16 protein-coding genes are annotated in these 16,191 nt (G+C 68.5%); 4 read left to right on the top strand and 12 right to left on the bottom strand.

The window, feature by feature from the left end; all coding sequences use genetic code 11:
• Window positions 1–176 precede the first annotated feature (176 nt).
• Complete coding sequence (locus AC3WLY_RS30000) at window positions 177–1,748, top strand: efflux transporter outer membrane subunit (protein ID WP_175962653.1); 1,572 nt, start codon at window positions 177–179, stop codon at window positions 1,746–1,748.
• 24 nt (window positions 1,749–1,772) lie between these two features.
• On the opposite strand, the gene AC3WLY_RS29995 is transcribed toward AC3WLY_RS30000, so the two are convergent.
• The 8 genes from AC3WLY_RS29995 to gspG are packed head-to-tail and all read right to left on the bottom strand — an operon-like array spanning window position 1,773 to window position 7,770.
• Window positions 1,773–2,561, bottom strand: a complete 789-nt coding sequence (locus AC3WLY_RS29995) for a type II secretion system protein N (protein WP_072442602.1) — start codon at window positions 2,559–2,561, stop codon at window positions 1,773–1,775.
• A gap of 31 nt (window positions 2,562–2,592) precedes the next feature.
• Entirely contained in the window at window positions 2,593–3,099 is a 507-nt protein-coding gene (locus AC3WLY_RS29990) for a type II secretion system protein M (RefSeq protein WP_175962654.1), read from the bottom strand.
• Complete coding sequence (gene gspL / locus AC3WLY_RS29985) at window positions 3,096–4,475, bottom strand: type II secretion system protein GspL (protein ID WP_175962655.1); 1,380 nt, start codon at window positions 4,473–4,475, stop codon at window positions 3,096–3,098. The genes AC3WLY_RS29990 and gspL overlap by 4 nt, the downstream gene beginning before the upstream one ends.
• A gap of 26 nt (window positions 4,476–4,501) precedes the next feature.
• Window positions 4,502–5,629 carry a type II secretion system minor pseudopilin GspK gene (gene gspK / locus AC3WLY_RS29980; RefSeq protein WP_492309646.1) on the bottom strand — a complete coding sequence of 376 codons (1,128 nt, stop codon included), beginning with the start codon at window positions 5,627–5,629 and terminating at the stop codon, window positions 4,502–4,504.
• Window positions 5,630–5,631: 2 nt separating this feature from the next.
• Complete coding sequence (locus AC3WLY_RS29975; protein ID WP_175962657.1) at window positions 5,632–6,321, bottom strand: PulJ/GspJ family protein; 690 nt, start codon at window positions 6,319–6,321, stop codon at window positions 5,632–5,634.
• A complete protein-coding gene (gene gspI, locus AC3WLY_RS29970; protein ID WP_034183977.1) occupies window positions 6,299–6,700 on the bottom strand; it encodes a type II secretion system minor pseudopilin GspI in 402 nt (133 codons plus the stop codon). Before gspI ends, AC3WLY_RS29975 begins: the two co-directional genes overlap by 23 nt.
• Before the next feature lie 2 nt (window positions 6,701–6,702).
• Window positions 6,703–7,278: a GspH/FimT family pseudopilin gene (locus AC3WLY_RS29965; protein WP_425131992.1), complete on the bottom strand. Its 576-nt coding sequence runs from the start codon at window positions 7,276–7,278 to the stop codon at window positions 6,703–6,705.
• A 39-nt stretch (window positions 7,279–7,317) separates the two neighbouring features.
• Entirely contained in the window at window positions 7,318–7,770 is a 453-nt protein-coding gene (gene gspG, locus AC3WLY_RS29960; RefSeq protein WP_006751354.1) for a type II secretion system major pseudopilin GspG, read from the bottom strand.
• Window positions 7,771–7,946: 176 nt separating this feature from the next.
• Between gspG and AC3WLY_RS29955 the strand changes: the two genes are divergently transcribed.
• Window positions 7,947–8,357 (top strand): type II secretion system protein N, encoded by a 411-nt coding sequence (locus AC3WLY_RS29955; protein WP_152860492.1) that lies wholly within the window; start codon window positions 7,947–7,949, stop codon window positions 8,355–8,357.
• A gap of 32 nt (window positions 8,358–8,389) precedes the next feature.
• On the opposite strand, the gene gspF is transcribed toward AC3WLY_RS29955, so the two are convergent.
• Genes gspF through gspD form a run of 3 tightly spaced genes read right to left on the bottom strand, consistent with a single transcriptional unit; the run spans window position 8,390 to window position 13,447 of the window.
• Entirely contained in the window at window positions 8,390–9,607 is a 1,218-nt protein-coding gene (gspF, locus tag AC3WLY_RS29950) for a type II secretion system inner membrane protein GspF (protein ID WP_175962659.1), read from the bottom strand.
• A gap of 4 nt (window positions 9,608–9,611) precedes the next feature.
• The gene (gene gspE, locus AC3WLY_RS29945; protein WP_175962660.1) at window positions 9,612–11,111 is read right to left on the bottom strand and encodes a type II secretion system ATPase GspE; all 1,500 of its coding nucleotides are present in this window, start codon (window positions 11,109–11,111) and stop codon (window positions 9,612–9,614) included.
• A complete protein-coding gene (gene gspD / locus AC3WLY_RS29940; protein ID WP_175962661.1) occupies window positions 11,108–13,447 on the bottom strand; it encodes a type II secretion system secretin GspD in 2,340 nt (779 codons plus the stop codon). Before gspD ends, gspE begins: the two co-directional genes overlap by 4 nt.
• A gap of 366 nt (window positions 13,448–13,813) precedes the next feature.
• On the opposite strand from gspD, the gene AC3WLY_RS29935 reads away from it, so the two are divergent.
• Complete coding sequence (locus AC3WLY_RS29935; RefSeq protein ID WP_072442622.1) at window positions 13,814–14,263, top strand: lytic transglycosylase domain-containing protein; 450 nt, start codon at window positions 13,814–13,816, stop codon at window positions 14,261–14,263.
• 158 nt (window positions 14,264–14,421) lie between these two features.
• A complete protein-coding gene (locus AC3WLY_RS29930; RefSeq protein ID WP_492309647.1) occupies window positions 14,422–15,723 on the top strand; it encodes a GTP-binding protein in 1,302 nt (433 codons plus the stop codon).
• A gap of 130 nt (window positions 15,724–15,853) precedes the next feature.
• Here the strand turns inward: AC3WLY_RS29930 and AC3WLY_RS29925 are convergent, their stop codons facing one another.
• Window positions 15,854–16,132, bottom strand: coding sequence for an HU family DNA-binding protein (locus tag AC3WLY_RS29925; RefSeq protein WP_006401505.1), 279 nt, complete (start codon window positions 16,130–16,132; stop codon window positions 15,854–15,856).
• Between the last annotated feature and the right edge of the window lie 59 nt (window positions 16,133–16,191).

Below are 16,191 nucleotides of genomic sequence, written 5' to 3'. Positions count from 1 at the left end.
CCGTAATGGCCGGTAACCCGGCCGCTCGCGCCGGTAACACATTCCGGCCGCCGCGCACCGTACCCTTAGGGCTGCGCGGCTTCCCCGCCGTCAGTTACCATTTGTCCGCCAGCGGCATGACGACCGCATCGCGCGACGCCGCTCGCCGGCCGTCGCGCCCAGACAGGAAAACCACGATGCCGTACGCCTCCCTCCCGCGCGCCCTTCGCCCGCTGAGCGCCGCCGTCGCCGTTGCGACGGCCGTGCTGCTCGCCGGCTGCGCCGTCGGGCCCGACTATCACCGGCCCGACACGTCGATTCCCGCCGCATTCAAGGAAGCGCCTGCCGGCTGGAAGGTCGCGCAGCCCGCCGATCGCGCCGACCGCGGCCCGTGGTGGACGGTCTACAACGATCCGCAGCTCGATGCGCTGATCGGCAAGCTCAATGCGTCGAACCAGACCATCGCGCAATCGGCGGCTGCATACCGGCAGGCGCGCGCGCTCGTCACCGAGGCGCGCGCCGCGTATTTCCCGACCGTCGGGCTGACCGCGTCGGGCTCGCGCGCCCGTACGCCGCGCACGTCGCTGTCGTCGGGCTCGTCGTCGAGTTTCGGCAGCGGCTCGTCCGGATCGATCGGCAACAGCTACAGCGTCGGCCTCGACGCGAGCTGGGAGCCCGACCTGTGGGGCAAGGTAAGCCGCACCGTCAGCGCGCAGCGCGCCGGCGAAGCGGCTGCCGCGGCCGATCTCGCGAACGCGCGGCTGTCGCAGCAGGCGCTGCTCGCGCAAACCTATTTCCAGCTGCGCACGTCCGATGCACTGCAAAAGCTGCTCGACGACACCGTGAAGTCGTACGAACAGTCGTTGAAACTCACGCAGAACCAATATGCGCAGGGCGTCGCCGCGCGCGCGGACGTGATCCAGGCGCAGACGCAACTGCAGAGTGCGCGGGCGGCGTCGATCGACAACGGCGTCGCACGCGCGCAGTACGAGCATGCGATCGCGACGCTGATCGGCGAACCGGCATCGACCTTCTCGCTGCCGCCGAACCCGCTCGCGGCCGAGCCGCCGATCACGCCGGTCGACGTGCCGTCCGCGCTGCTCGAGCGCCGGCCCGACATCGCGGCCGCCGAGCGCCGCGCAGCCGCCGCAAACGAACAGATCGGCGTCGCGATTTCCGCATTCTTCCCGACGCTCACGCTGTCGGCCACCGGCGGCTTCCAGAGTTCGGTGTGGTCGCAGCTGTTCACGCTGCCGGCGCGTTTCTGGACGGTCGGCCCGCAACTCGCGGCCACGCTGTTCGACGCGGGGCTGCGCGCCGCGCAGACCGACGCCGCGCGCGCGACCTACGACCAGGACGTCGCCGCGTATCGCCTCGCGGTGCTCACCGCATTCCAGGACGTCGAGGACAACCTCGCGTCGCAGCGCATCCTCGCGCAGGAAATCGACGTGCAGCGGCAGGCCGTCGACAGCGCCGAGCACGCGCTCGCGATCGTCACGAACCAGTACAAGGCCGGCACGGTCGCCTACCTGAACGTGCTGACCGCGCAGACCACCGCGTTCACCGCGCAGCAGAAGCTCGCGACGATCGCCGGGCAGCGGATGGTGTCGTCGGTCGGGCTCGTGAAGGCGCTCGGCGGCGGCTGGGATGCGTCGGACATGACGCGCGAAACGGGCGACATCGCTGCGCCGGCGCCCGTGCCGGCGTCCGGTGCGGCCGCGCCCGCGGCGACCGCATCGTCGGCCGCCGCGCCGCTCGCGCAGAAGTAGGAAGAGAAGAGGGCGACGCGCGCGTCAGCGCATCGCGTCGCCGAAGATCAGCGACACCTCGTTGTTCCCGATCGGGTGACCGAGCAGGTTCAGCAGCCCCGCGAGGTTCGCCTGCTGCTCGGGCGCCGCATGCGCGGTGCCGCGGAACGATCCCTGGCCTGGGCCGAAGCTGCCGTGTCCGTCGAGGAACAGCGGGCCCTGCGTCGTCGACAGGTCGAGATCGGCGCCCGCCCCCTTCGCCTGCAGCACCGCGCGGTACGAACCGAGCGGCTTCACGCGCGACACGCGCGAACTCATCGAGTCGATCGTCACCGTCAACTGGCCGAACGCGTTGTTGCCGAACAGGCGCCAGTCGGTCCAGCCGAGCCGCACGTCGCCCTGCAGGTCGAGCGTGTTGAACGGCGTGCCGAGCCCCGCGAGCAGCGACGCGGGCACGGCCATCGTGCCCGCCGACAGCACCGCGCCGCGCCACGTCGCATCGAGCGTGACGGCATCGGGCATCGCCTCGGTCTGGCGCATGCGCATCTGCACGCGCCCGGTCAGCAGCGGCCAGAAGCCCGTGGTCCATTCGACCCGGCCCGGCAGCAGCGTCGCCGCGCTCTGGTCGGCGCCCGGCGCGAGCATCAGCGTGCCCGAGCCGTGCCACAGCGACCCGTCCGGATCGACGAGATTCACGTGAGCGCCGGTCGCACGCGCAAACTGCGGCGCGATCCATGCGGCCGGCGCGAGCGCGACGAGCGTCACCGCCGTCGCCAGTCCGCCCGCCAGTACCCACGGCAATGCGGCGGCGAGCCGCTTCGTCCATGGCCTCATCGGCCGACCGCCACTTGCGTCATCCACTGCGTCATTTCTGCGTCGACGGTTGCATCACGGCCGTCAGGTCGACCTGGCCGTCGTCCTTCAGCGCGGTCGCGTGCGCCTCGCCGACCTGCACCTTGAACTGCCGGCGCGCATCGTCGAGCCACTGCGTCCACGCCGGGAACGACACGTTCTTCATCTGGATCTGCACGCCATTGCCGACGATCTGCACCTGCGCACCCTGCAGCCCGTGATCGGACAGCGACGCGGTCAGCGCGTCCTTCAGCGCCAGGCCGGTCGGCGCGACGCCCTGCGCGGCGGCCGTCAGCGACTTCGCCTCGTTCGCCTGCGCGGTCATCTGCGCGAGTTCGCGGCGCATCGTCGGCAGCTCGCGCTGGATCCGTGCGCGGCCTTCCTGCGCGGGCGACCACAGCACCGAATACGCGATCGCGACCGCCAGCACGGCGCCGCCCCAGCCGAGCAGCATCTTCTCGCGCGGCGAGCGCTCGCCCCAGAACTGGGTCAGCGTCTGGTTCAGTTGTTCCGTCTTCATGAGCGGCTCCGGATCGTCCATTTGCCCGTGTTGCTGTCGACTTCGCCGGACAGTCCGTTGCGCGCGAGGCGCTGCGTGAAATCGGGATCGACCTTGACCTCCGGCTTGAAGCCGACGTCGAGCCGCCGGTCGTGATAGTCGAGCGACGCGATGCCGTTCAGCGGCAGCGCGCCCATCGAGCGCGTCAACCCGCTCGCCAGCGCGAGGAAATCGTTCGGCGACAGCTCGCCGGCCGCCAGGCGCAACTGATCGAGCTGGCGCTGCATCTGCGCGGGCGGATCAAGCACCGTCGTCGTCTTCGGGAATGCGGACAGCAGCGTTTCGGTGATCTGCGCGGACAGCGCATCGCGCTCGCGCGACAGCTTCCACCAGTGCAGGTTCATCCCGACCACCGCGACGCCGAGCGTCGCCGCGACGAGTGCGATCGGCACGCGCAGGCGCTTCACCGTCGCACGGTCGAAGCGCCACGGCTGCGACTCGAATTCGAACTGGCACAGATCGAAACGCTCGGTTAGCGCACGCCGCGCGAACGTGTCGAACGACAGCGGCGCGGCGCCCGGCAGCAGCGGGCCGTCGGTGCGGCCGACCGACGCGAGCCGCGGCTCCGCGCCCGGCTCGCCGAGTTCGTACAGTTCGACGTCGCCGCCGCCCGCGAGCGCGGCCAGCGTGCCGGCCGCGCGCGACGCGGGCGCAGCGAAGCCTTCGCCGAGCGCACCGCGCGCAACCGCAAGTTCGAGGCGCGGCGCACCGGCCACGGCCGGCAGCGCGCCGGCTTCGACGAGCGCCGGTTCGACCGCCGTCGCGAGCCCGAGCACGGCGGCGACCGTCGCCGGGCGGGCGGGCGGCTCGACGGCGTCCGCGACAAGCGCGGCATCGGCCGCGACGGCCGCTTCACCGTCGACCGGCGCGGCCGAAGCCGTTTCGGCCGACGTGCGCGGCGCCGGCAGGCAGCGGGTCGCGGGCACCGCGCTCAGGTGCCGGTGGCCGGCCGCCGCGAACGCGTCGCAGATCGTGCGGAACCACGCGCGATCGACCACGGCCAGCACGCGGCGCCCGTCGGGCAGCGCGGCCGGATCGAGCGCGATGTGGCAGCCGAGCGGATCCTGGATCAGCTGATCCTCGACGATGTTGGGCAGCGCCTGGCGCAGCTTCGGCCCCTTGAGCGGCGGCACCTTCGCGGCCAGCAGCAGCACGTCGCGCGCGGCGACGATCAGCACCGTCGCATTCGCGCGCGGCAGCAGCGCGAGCGCGGCGCGGCCCGCGCGCTGCACCTGGCCGGCCTTGTCGACGAGCGTGAACGGCAGCTCGGGCCACTGCCATTCCTGCAACGGCACGGCAGGCTCGCGCGGCGGCAAAGAAACAATCAACGTGCTCACAAGAGCTCCTCTCCCGAATGGCGTCGTTATAGCTGGTCGCGGATACGCACGACCCGCGTCGAGTGCGTGGTCGGATCACGATACACGAGCGACGTGCGGTCGACCTCCGCACGTTCGTGCTGGATCCGGCCATGCACGATGAAATAGCTCGAATTGACGTCGACGAGGCTCGAGTCGAGCGTCACGTTCGGCGCGCCGGCGCCGCGCAGCGCGAGCTGCACGTCGCCGACGTTGCGGAAAAACACGGTCTCGCGGCGCGACACCAGCGCCTGCGCGGACGACACGCTCATCCCCGGCATGAGCGCCGCGATCACCTCGGCCGGCGCGGTGTTCATGTTCACGGGCGTCGTGGTCGGCAGCACGGTGACGAACGGGCGCAGCCGCGCGACCATCTCGGGCGTCACGCCGTCGACGTCGAGCAGGCTGTCGACGCTCGTCATCATCAGCGGCGCGGGCCCGCGGTCGCCGCCGGACATGCCGGGATCGTCGGTGAAGCCGCCGGTCTGCTGGTCGCTGGTCACCGGCGCAGTGGCCGGCGCCGTGCCGGCGCCGCCGGGCAGCGTCGGCATCTGGAAGCGTGTCGCCGAATGCAGCAGGCCCGCGCGCACCTGCAGCGCGACGCGTTTCGCGAACGCGCCGTCGTAGCCGAGCGTCGTCAGCAGGCGCTGGAACGCCTGCAGCTGCGTGACGTTCAACTGCAGCACGCCGGGCGCCGGCGACGACACGAGGTTGCGCAGGTTGAACTTCGCCTGCGCGTCCTCGATCGAGCCGGAGATATAGGTGTCTTCGCCGCCGTTGTCGTTGGGCGCGCCGATCCGGCCGAGGAAGTCCGACAGCTTCGTCTTCGCGATCGGCACGCCCCAGATCCCGCCGAGATACGTGATGCCGGGCGCCGTATCGCCTTCGGAGCGCAGGATCATCCGCGTCCAGTCGAGCGCGCCGCGCGCGACCCACTGCGCCTGCGCGATCACGCGCTGGTTCTCGATGCGGCGGATCTGCACCTGCTGGCGCCACAGCATCCCCGAGACGAGGATCGCCGACAGCGCGACGACGAGCAGCGCGGTGATGATCGCGGCGCCGTGCTGGCGGCCGCGTGCATGCGCGCGCGCGGCGGCGCGGTTGATGGTGAGCGGACGGTGAGAGCGCGCGCGCATCGTCATTCCCCGACGAGGAACACGCGCGTGACCGGCACGCGCAGCGACGTCGCACCGATGCTGACCTGCAGCCCCGTCACCGCGCGCGGCGGCGGCGCGTTGCCGATCTGCGGCACCTTGAGCGCATCGTTGTTCTGCGCGAGCGCGTCGTCGGCCGTCTGCAGGTTGGTGGTCCAGCCCACGCGCGGCACGTACAGCTTCGCGTCGATCGCGCCGACGCCGCCCATCAGCGCGACCCAGCTCCAGCCTTCGACGCTGCTGTCCTTCAGCACGCCTTGCAGCCGGTTCGCATCGTCGAGCGGCGGCGACGCGTAGCGCACGACGCGCCCGCCGGCGATCCGGTAGCGGACCACCTGCAGCCGCGGCGCGGCGCCCGGCACGTCGAATTCGCGAACGATCTGCAGCGTGTTGCCGGCGACGCCGATCGCCGGCTGGCCGGCCTCGTCGTCGGTCGCGGCAAGCCGCGCGTCGATGCGCATCTGGTCGAACATCTGCGCGAAGACGCGCTCGTCTTCCATCGCGGACGCCACCTTGTCGCGGCCGCGCATGACCTGGTCGAGCCCGCGCCACGCGAGGATGGCGACCACCGCGAGGATCGCGATCGCGATCATCAGCTCGATCAGCGTGAAGCCCCGGGCGGGGCGCGCGGGCGGGCGTCGCATCGGCGCGTCAGAGCGGACGGCTGGTTTCATTCGCGACCACCGTCACCATCTGCGCGAGCACGCCGGCGCGCCCGGGCATGCTCACCGAAACCCGGACGCGCCGGAACACGGGGTTCGGCGTGGCGCTCACGCTCTGCGTGCAGACGAGCTGCACGTTGCCTTGCGAACAGTCGAAACTCTGGTCGCCGATCTGCGGCCACGCGTGCGTGAGCCGCAACTGCGCGAGCGCGTTGTCGGCGCTCCAGCCGGCCAGCAGCCGGCGATGGAGATCGGATGCATTGGTCGCCATCGTGCCGACCGCGCGGATCGACGCGGCGAGCGCGACCGCGATGATCGCGAGCGCGACCAGCACCTCGATCATCGTGAAGCCGCGCGACGAAGAAACGGGGAAGGGCAGGCGACGACGCATCGTCATTGCACCTCGTAGCGGCCGTTGCCGGTGCCGACGATCGTCGCGCTGCCGACGGCCGAATGCAGCGTCACGCGCACCGGCGTGTCGACGCTCTCGGTGCCGAACACGACGCGATTCGCGCGCGTGTCGGAACCCGGGTAGTCGATGTCGGCGCCCGTGACACCGCCATCCCAGTCGCGCGGGCGCAGCAGGTCGTCGCGCAGCGTGCGCCAGCCGTCGGGCGAGCTCACGTCGAAACGGAAGCCGTGCGCGGTCGGTTGCCACGCGATCGGGCGCGCGCGCACTTGCGCCTCGTCACCGGCCGTCTCGAACAGCAGCGCGATGCGCTGCGCTTCCTCGCGCAGGTCGGTGCGCGGATTGCGCGTCAGCGACAGCGACGCGAGCGACACGAGCAGCCCCGCGATCACGAGCACGACCAGCATTTCTAGCAGCGTGAAGCCGCGAGCGAGCGAGCGCGCGCGCCGCACTCCGTGCTTCATCGGCCCGCCATCGGCGCGCGCCGATACGGACGGCGCCGTGCCGCGATGCGCACGGCAATCGCGGCCGCAGCGGGAAGTCGTGCGAATGGCGAGCATGAAGAGCGGGAACGAAGCGTCGGAACGATCAGCGCCGGCTTATTGCCACGAACCGATGTCGGAGTCGTTGCTCTCGCCGCCTTCCTTGCCGTCGGCACCGTAGCTGAACACGTCGATCTCGCCATGTACGCCCGGATTCAGGTACTTGTACCCGTTACCCCACGGATCGTTCGGCAGGCGCTCGAGATAGCCGCCGTCCTTCCAGTTGTTCGGGATCGGATCGGTGGACGGCTTCTGGATCAGCGCGTTCAGGCCCTGTTCCTGGGTCGGATAACGGCCGTTGTCGAGACGGTACAGCTTGAGCGCCTGCATGATCGTGCCGATGTCCTGCTTCGCGGCGATGCGGCGTGCCTCGTCCGGGCGGCTCATGATCTTCGGCACGATCAGCGCCGCCAGGATCCCGAGGATCGCGACCACCACCATGATCTCGATCAGCGTGAAACCGCGCTGACGACGCACGGCCGCGTTGCGGCGAGTGATCCACGTTTGCATGACTGACTACCTCTTTCCAAAAAATGTCGTCGATTGAGTAACGCACCCGGCACACCCGGACGATTACCTGACGGCAACCTTCCGGACCCGCGGGCGCGGAGCACGCATTGTAAGGCGCGCGTCGCCGAGGGCTTTCACCCAACGCAAATTTCATATACATCCGTACAATAGCGCGCATGAACGCGCTCTCGATCCGGATCCTTTCCCTAGCCCTCTTCGCGGGTTTGTGCGCGACGGCCACCTACTGGGTCGTCACGCTGTCGGCCCGCGAAGCGCCGCTGCCCGCCGCCGCCGCGCGGCCGCCGATCCGCACCGAGGACGCCGCGGCGCTCTTCGGCGGTCAGCTCGACAAGAATCCCGTGCAGGACATCCACCTGTTCGGCATCCTCGCGCTCCAGCGCGGCGCCGCCGCGATCATCGGCGTCGGCGGCGAACCGCCGCGCGCGGTGTCGCTCGGTGCCGAGGTCGCGCCCGGCGCGAAGCTCGCCGAAGTCCGCCCCCGCTCGATCATCGTCGACCGCAACGGCGCCCGCGCCGAAATCCAGCTTCCGGCGAACACGCCGTCCCCCGCGATCTACATGCGCTGAACGGCGACGGCCTCATCGACCATCAGGGGCCGTCACTGCACCATGTTGTTCAGCTCGATGATCGGCAGCATCACGGCCAGCACGATCACGAGCACGATGCCGCCCATCGCCAGGATCAGCAGCGGCTCGAGCAGGCTCGTCAGGAACATCGTGCGGCGCTCGAGCTCGCGCGCTTCGCCTTCGGCCGCGCGATCCAGCATCGTCGTCACGTCGCCCGTCGCTTCGCCGGAACGGATCAGGTGCACGAGCACCGGCGGAAACGTCTTCACGTTGTTCAGCGCGCGCGACAGCGCAGAGCCTTCGCGCACGCGCACGATCGCGTCGTCGATGTTCGCGCGCATCGCGCGGTTCGACAGCGTCTCGCCGGCCGCCTGCAGCGCGCGCAGGATCGGCACGCCGGCCGCGGTGAGGATGCCGAGCGTGCTCGCGAAGCGCACCGTGTTGTAGCCGCGCACGAGCTTGCCCGCGAGCGGCGCGGTCAGCACCCAGCGGTCGAACGCGAGCCGCGGCCCGTCGCGCGACAGCGTCGCCTTCACGAACCACACGATCAGCGCGACCGCGATCAGGATCGCCCACCACCAGTGCCGCACGAATTCCGACAGCGCCATCATCACGACCGTGAGGATCGGCAACTGCTGTTTCGTACTCGCAAACACGTTGACGACCTGCGGCACCACGTAGCTCAGCAGGAACGTGACGATGCCGAACGCGATCAGCGTGACGATGCCCGGATACGTGAAGGCCAGCAGGATCTTCTGCTTCAGCGCGTTGCTCTGTTCGATGTAGTCGGCCAGGCGCGACAGCACGATGCCGAGCTTGCCCGTGTGCTCGCCCGCCGCGACGAGCGCGCGGTAGATTTCCGGAAAATCGCGCGGATGCTGGCCCAGCGCATTCGCGAGCGAATGGCCGCCGAGCACCTCGGCGCGGATCGCGGCCATCAGTTCGCGGATGTAGTCGCGCTCGGCCTGCTCGGTCAGCACGCCGAGCGCCTCGTCGAGCGGCAGCCCGGCGATCAGCAGGCTCGCGAGCTGGCGCGTGAGGATCGCCTGTTCGCGCTGCGACAGCTTGCGGCCGAACGCGAGCCGCTGCGTACGCGCGCCGCGCGTCGCGCTGGCGGCCGGCTCGACGACGAGCGGCGTGAGCCCCTGCGTGCGCAACTGGCCGCGCGCGGCACGCGCGCTGTCGGCATCGACGACGCCTTTCTGCGCGTGTCCCGCCGCATCGATCGCTTCGAAACGGAATGCCGGCATCGCGCTATGCGCCTCCCGTCACGCGCAGCACTTCCTCGAGCGACGTCGCGCCGGCCGCGAGCCAGCGTTCGGCGTCGTCGCGCAGCGTGCGCATCCCTTCCGCGCGGCTGGTGGCCAGAATCTCCGCGTCGGCCGCGTTGCGATGGATCAGCGAGCGGATCGAGTCGTCGACCAGCAGCAGTTCATATACACCGCGCCGGCCCGCGTAGCCCGAATGCCCGCACTTGTCGCAGCCGACCGGATGCCACAGCGTGCGGCCATCCTCGTGCCGCTCTTCCTTGCAGACGGGGCAGAGCTGCCGCACCAGGCGCTGCGCGAGCACGCCGAGCAGCGACGATGCGAGCAGGTACGGCTCGACGCCCATGTCGGTCAGACGCGTGACGGCCGATGCCGCATCGTTCGTGTGCAGCGTCGCGAGCACGAGGTGGCCCGTCAGCGACGCCTGCACCGCGATCTGCGCGGTTTCGAGGTCGCGGATTTCGCCGATCATGATCACGTCCGGATCCTGGCGCAGGATCGAGCGCAGCGCGCGGGCAAAGGTCATCCCGATCCGCTCGTTCACCTGCGTCTGGCCGATGCCGCCGAGGTCGTATTCGATCGGGTCCTCGACGGTCATGATGTTGGTCGTCGCGGTTTCGAGCCGCGACATCGACGCATACAGCGTCGTCGTCTTGCCCGAGCCCGTCGGGCCCGTGACGAGCACGATGCCGTGCGGTCGCGCGATCAGCTTGTCGAACTGGACGAGCGTGTCGCGGCCCATCCCGAGCGCTTCGAGGTTCAGGCGCTTCGCATCCTTTTCCAGCAGACGCAGCACCGCGCGCTCGCCGTGCCCGGTCGGCAGCGTCGACACGCGCACGTCGACCGGCCGGCCGCCGACGCGCAGCGTGATGCGACCGTCCTGCGGCAGCCGTTTCTCCGCGATGTCGAGCTGCGCCATGATCTTGATCCGCGAGATCAGTGCGCCGTGCAGCGCCTTCTTCGGGCGCACGACGTCGCGCAGCGTGCCGTCGACGCGAAAACGCACGACGGACGAATTCTCGAACGGCTCGATGTGAATGTCCGATGCCTGTTCGCGCGCCGCTTGCGTGAGCAGCGCGTTGATCATCCGGATGATCGGCGCGTCGTCTTCCGATTCGAGCAGATCCTCGACCTCGGGGATGTCCTGCATCAGCCGCGACAGATCGACTTCGCCTTCGACCTCGCCGACCACCTGCGCGGCGCTGCCGTCCTGGCGCGCGTATGCCTGGTTGATCGCCTGCGCGAGCTCGTCGGCCGGCACGCGGTGCACGGAAATCGAGCCGAAGTTGCGCGCGATCTCCGCGAGCGCGGCGTCGCTCGTGCGTTCGCTGATCCACACCTCGAGCGTGTCGTCGAGCTGGTGCGCGATCAGCACCTGGCCGCTCTTCGCGAAGCCGTACGGCAACAGGCGCGCGGCGAGCGGCGACGGCGGCTGCCGGTCGCCCGGCGCGCCGTCGTGGGCGGAAGATGCGGGCACGTCGCTCACTGCGAGGCTCCCGGGGCGGTCAGCGGCTGTTGCGGCACCGCCTGCTGCGGCACGCTCTGCGGCTGCGCGGGCGTCTGCTCCGGCAACGGCTGGGCCGGGACCGGCGCCACCTGGCGCTGCATCTGCTGGCGGCGCATCTTGTCGAGATCGAACAGGTTCCCGGCCGGCGTACCGCCCTGGCTCGGGCCGAGCGGCATCGGCGGGACGACCGGATCGTCCTTGTCGCGGATCACGTTGTTGTCCGACTTGTATGCGCCCGTCACGCCCTGGATGTAGTCGTAGCGGTTGGCCGTGACTTCCTGTGCGGTACTGCGGTCGGAGATGATCACCGGGCGCAGGAACACCATCAGGTTGGTCTTCTGGCGCTGCTTCGATTCCGAACGGAACAACTGGCCGATCCACGGGATGTCGCCGAGCAGCGGTACCTTGCTGTTCGACACCTGGTAGTTGTCCTGCATCAAGCCGCCGAGCACGATGATCTCGCCGTTGTCCGCGAGGATCGTCGACTGGATCGAGCGCTTCGTGAAGGTCGGGCCGGTCTGCGCGTTGGTGGTGCCGCTGACGACCGCCGAATCCTCCGTGTACAGCTGCAGCTTCAGGATCCCGCCGTCGGTGATCTGCGGCTTCACGTGCAGCGTCAGGCCGACGTCGCGACGGTCGTAGGTATTGAACGCGTTGCTCGTCGTGCCGCTCGTCAGGTTCGAGTACGAACCGGTCGCGATCGGCACGTTCTGGCCGACGACGATCTTCGCTTCCTCGTTGTCGAGCGTGATCAGGTTCGGCGTTGACAGCACGTTCGCGTCGCTCACGCCCGCGAAATACTGCAGCAACGCGCCAAGCCCCTGTACGCCGAACATGTTGTGCAGCCAGCCGATGTTGAGGCCTTGGCTCAACGCCCCGAGATTGGAAGCCAGCCCGCCTCCGGTGATCCCGCCGGTGGCGTTGGTCACGCCGCCCGCCGTCAGGTTGACGATGCTGTTGCCCAGGCCCAGCCCGGGGTTCAGGTTCGTGCCGCCGAGAAACTGGCCGCTCGCCACCTGCCACTGGATGCCGAGGTTGCCCTGCGTCGTCGAGTTCAGCTCGACGATCAGCGCTTCGATATAGACCTGCGCACGCCGCGCGTCGAGCTGGTCGATCACCGAGCGCAGGTTCCGGTAAACCGGATCGGACGCGGTGATGATCAGCGAGTTGGTCGCCGCATCGGCCTGGATCATCCCGCCCGGCTGGTTGTCGTCGCTCTTCTCCTTGTCGCCGCCGAGCAGGCCGCCGGAGCCGAGACCGCCACCGCCCGACGAGCCGCCGTACCCCGACGATGAGGACGACGAGCCGCCGAGGCCGCCCGACGGCAGCGGCGGGGTGCCGGACGTGCCGGTCGAGAAGTTGCCGCTCGACGACGAGCCGCCGCTCTGGTTGAAGCTGTTCGCATCGTTGGACGACGCCGACGAGCCGCTGTCGCTGCCGCCCTTGCCGAGCATCCCGCGCAGCGTCTTCGCGAGCTTCACCGCATCGGCGTTGCGCAGCGGCACGACGTGCATGTTGCCGGGCACCGCGCTCGGCGCGTCGAGCTGCTGCACGAGGCGCTTCGCGGCCGCGAGGCGCGATGCGCTCGACGCGCGCAGCATCAGCGAGTTGGTGCGCGGGTCGGCCGTGACCGACACCTTCAGCGTTGCATCGCTGTTGCCGATCGCGCCCGGATCGAGCATTTTCTGCAACTGTGCGGCGAGGTCGATCGCGTTCGCGTTGCGCAGCGGAACGACCTGCACCTGCGCGCCCGCGGCGCTGTCGACGCCCGCGATGATCTGCGCGATGCGGCGCACGTTGTCCGCATAGTCGGTCACGACGATCGTGTTGTTCGCCGGGTAGGCCGTCACCGTGTTGTTCGGCGAGATCAGCGGCCGCAGCACGGGCAGCAGGTTGTTCGCCGATTCGTTGTGCAGCTCGAACACCTGCGTGATCACCTGGTCGCCGCGCGCCTGCGGCGCATTGCCGACATAGGTCGGCACGCCCTGCAGCTTCGCGTCGGCCTCGGGCACGACCTTCAGCACGCCGTGATCCTGCACGAGCGCGAAGCCCTGCATGCGCAGCGCCGACTGCAGCGTCTTCAGCGCCTGGTCTTCCGGCACCGGACGTTCGGCAACGAGGTTGAGCTGCCCCTTCACGCGGGGGTCGACGATGATGGTCTTGCCGGTTGCGGCGCCGATCGCTTTCGCGACCTGGTCGATATCCGCATTCACGAAGTTGAGCGTGACCTGAGCGTAGGCGGCCTGCGAGACGATGATGCCGGCGACGACGAGGGTCGTGGCAATGCGCCGCATAACGAAGCGATTTCTTGTCATGGATGAATGGGTCGATGCCGGCTCAGGCCGCTTCCGGCGGTAGTGCTGGGATCCAAGTCCGAAAAAGGCGACATTAGCAGTTTTTCATGTCCGAAATATCACATTGATCCGAAGACTGTCTCATATACGACATGTATCGGGCGAGTCGTATGTGATATGTAAGATTCGGTACCATACCGGCATGCCGGCCATCGCCCCCGTCTCGAGATGAACCGACACGGAAATGCGGTATAACCCGGCTGTCGTATTTCCGCATGTCGCAACCTGACGGACTGTCGGTATGATACGGGCGACACGTTTCTCGCCGCACGAATAACAGGCACGGGTTTTCCCGATCCTCGCGCAATTCCTTTTGGTTTTTGCCCCATGAACAGACGGTTCGCTTCGATTGCGTGGATTGCCGCCGGCGTGTGGTTCGCCAGCGCAAACGCTCGCGCGGATTGTTTCGACGAAGCTGCCAGATACCAGCAGGTCAATCCGCTGATCCTGCGCGCGATCGCGTGGCAGGAATCGCGTAACCGGCCCGGCGCGCTGAACAAGAACACGAACGGCTCGATCGACTACGGCCTGATGCAGATCAATTCGGTCCACCTGTCGACGCTGTCGCGCTACGGGATCGACCGCGGCACGCTGATGGAGCCGTGCAAGAACGTATACATCGCCGCGTGGCATCTGAAACAGAAGATGAACCGCTACGGCAACACGTGGCAGGCCGTCGGCGCCTACCATTCCGAAACGCCGTCGCTGCGCGACAAGTACGCGCGGCAGATCGCCGGCATCCTGACGCAATGGAAGCTGCTGCCGCCCGCGCCATGACGCCGCGCCGCATCGCGGCCTGACGCGGCGCCGGCCGCCCGGCGCGCGTTTGATGCACAATGCGGGCTCACGCCGCAAGTTCGCCCGTCCGCGGGCCGATCGCGCCCCGGAAGGGCGCCGCGGCCGCTTTTTCATCTTTTCCGTTGGTGTGTACCGCAATGAACCAGCCGTTGCCCGTCACCGTGCTGTCCGGCTTCCTCGGCGCCGGCAAGACCACGCTGCTCAATCACGTCCTCGCGAACCGTGCAGGCCTGAAAGTCGCCGTGATCGTCAACGATCTCGCGGCGGTCAACATCGACGCGTCGCTCGTGCGCGACGCGCAGGCGCTGTCGCGCGTCGAGGAACGCCTCATCGAAATGTCGAACGGCTGCATCTGCTGCACGCTGCGCGACGACCTGCTCGTCGAGATCCGCAATCTCGCGTCCGAAGGCCGCTTCGACGCGATCATGATCGAATCGACCGGTATCGCTGAGCCGATGCCGATCGCCGAAACCTTCACGTTCGTCGACGACGACGGCGAGTCGCTGTCGAAAATCGCGCGGCTCGACACGCTCGTCACCGTGGTCGATGCGTACAACTTCCTGCGCGACTACGGCTCCGACGACGCACTCGCGACGCGCGGCATCGCCGCATCGGAAGAAGACGATCGCACGCTCGTCGAACTGCTGATCGAGCAGATCGAATTCTGCGATGTGCTGGTGATCAACAAGGCCGACCTCGTCGGCGCGGACGAACTCGCGCGTCTGCAGCACATCCTCGCGCGGCTCAATCCGCGCGCGCACCAGGTCGTGTCGACGTTCGGCAACGTGCCGCTCGACGAAGTGCTGAACACGGGCCGCTTCGATTTCGACGAGGCCGCGAATGCGCCGGGCTGGCTCGCGTCGCTCGATCACGATCATACGCATTGCGACGACCCCGACTGCCATGACGAACATCATGCGCACGTGCACGGCGAAGCCGACGAATTCGGGATCGGCAATTTTGTTTACCGCGCGCGCCGGCCGTTCCATCCGGCACGACTCTGGGCGCTGCTGCACCAGGAGTGGCCGGGCGTACTGCGCAGCAAAGGCTTCTTCTGGCTCGCGACGCGCAACGACATCGCGGGCTCGCTGTCGCAGGCGGGCGGCGTATGCCGGCATGGCCCGGCCGGTCTCTGGTGGGCCGCGCAGGATCGCGCGGAATGGCCGGACGACGACGAGCTGCTCGCCGAAATCCGCGCCGAATGGCACGGCGATCTCGACGATCGCACGGTCGGCGATCGCCGGCAGGAGCTCGTGCTGATCGGCATCGCGCTCGATGCAGATTCATGGCGCGAGAAACTCGACGCGTGCCTGCTGACCGATGCGGAATTCGCCGTCGGCGCGGCAGGATGGAGCGCATTCGACGATCCGTTCCCGGCGTGGGATGTCGATTCGCACGACGACGACGATCACGGCGACACCCAAATCGTGCACGCGTAACGGCATGGTAACGGCTTGTAAAAACAACCGTTAAATCTTGCAAGAGCGGCGCGGACTGTGGCGAAAATGCCGCGCGCGCCCAACAAAAAACCCGCCGAAAGGCGGGTTTTTTTCTGGAACAGGCGCTGGTTTAACGCTTGTTGACGGCGTCCTTGAACGCCTTGCCAGCCGTGAACTTGACCGTCTTGGCTGCCGGGATCTTGATGGTTTCGCCGGTCTTCGGGTTGCGGCCCGTACGTGCTGCGCGCTTGCCCGAACCGAAGCTGCCGAAGCCGATCAGCTGAACCGCATCACCCTTCGACACGGCCTTCTTGATGACTTCGAGCAGCGTGTCCAGCGTTTCGCCGGTTTGAGCCTTGCTAGCGCCCGTTTGGGCGGCGACGGCGTCGATCAGTTCCTGTTTGTTCATTAAGGTTCCTTTATCAGGTTAGGTTGACACGAACAGCGCGAACGCGCCGATTATACGTG

The sequence above is a fragment of the Burkholderia sp. FW306-1C-G01B genome (assembly GCF_058781685.1).
Note: the sequence above shows the minus strand (reverse complement) of the source record. Positions and strands in the feature narration are given on the sequence as shown.

What these genes read in the sequence shown, in the direction of transcription:
- AC3WLY_RS30000 (WP_175962653.1), top strand. Translation starts at nt 177, where the DNA reads ATGCCGTACGCCTCCCTCCCGCGCGCCCTTCGCCCGCTGAGCGCCGCC.
- AC3WLY_RS29995 (WP_072442602.1), bottom strand. Translation starts at nt 2,561, where the DNA reads ATGAGGCCATGGACGAAGCGGCTCGCCGCCGCATTGCCGTGGGTACTG.
- AC3WLY_RS29990 (WP_175962654.1), bottom strand. Translation starts at nt 3,099, where the DNA reads ATGAAGACGGAACAACTGAACCAGACGCTGACCCAGTTCTGGGGCGAG.
- gspK (WP_492309646.1), bottom strand. Translation starts at nt 5,629, where the DNA reads ATGCGCGCGCGCTCTCACCGTCCGCTCACCATCAACCGCGCCGCCGCG.
- AC3WLY_RS29975 (WP_175962657.1), bottom strand. Translation starts at nt 6,321, where the DNA reads ATGAAACCAGCCGTCCGCTCTGACGCGCCGATGCGACGCCCGCCCGCG.
- gspI (WP_034183977.1), bottom strand. Translation starts at nt 6,700, where the DNA reads ATGCGTCGTCGCCTGCCCTTCCCCGTTTCTTCGTCGCGCGGCTTCACG.
- AC3WLY_RS29965 (WP_425131992.1), bottom strand. Translation starts at nt 7,278, where the DNA reads ATGCTCGCCATTCGCACGACTTCCCGCTGCGGCCGCGATTGCCGTGCG.
- gspG (WP_006751354.1), bottom strand. Translation starts at nt 7,770, where the DNA reads ATGCAAACGTGGATCACTCGCCGCAACGCGGCCGTGCGTCGTCAGCGC.
- AC3WLY_RS29955 (WP_152860492.1), top strand. Translation starts at nt 7,947, where the DNA reads ATGAACGCGCTCTCGATCCGGATCCTTTCCCTAGCCCTCTTCGCGGGT.
- gspF (WP_175962659.1), bottom strand. Translation starts at nt 9,607, where the DNA reads ATGCCGGCATTCCGTTTCGAAGCGATCGATGCGGCGGGACACGCGCAG.
- gspD (WP_175962661.1), bottom strand. Translation starts at nt 13,447, where the DNA reads ATGACAAGAAATCGCTTCGTTATGCGGCGCATTGCCACGACCCTCGTC.
- AC3WLY_RS29935 (WP_072442622.1), top strand. Translation starts at nt 13,814, where the DNA reads ATGAACAGACGGTTCGCTTCGATTGCGTGGATTGCCGCCGGCGTGTGG.
- AC3WLY_RS29930 (WP_492309647.1), top strand. Translation starts at nt 14,422, where the DNA reads ATGAACCAGCCGTTGCCCGTCACCGTGCTGTCCGGCTTCCTCGGCGCC.
- AC3WLY_RS29925 (WP_006401505.1), bottom strand. Translation starts at nt 16,132, where the DNA reads ATGAACAAACAGGAACTGATCGACGCCGTCGCCGCCCAAACGGGCGCT.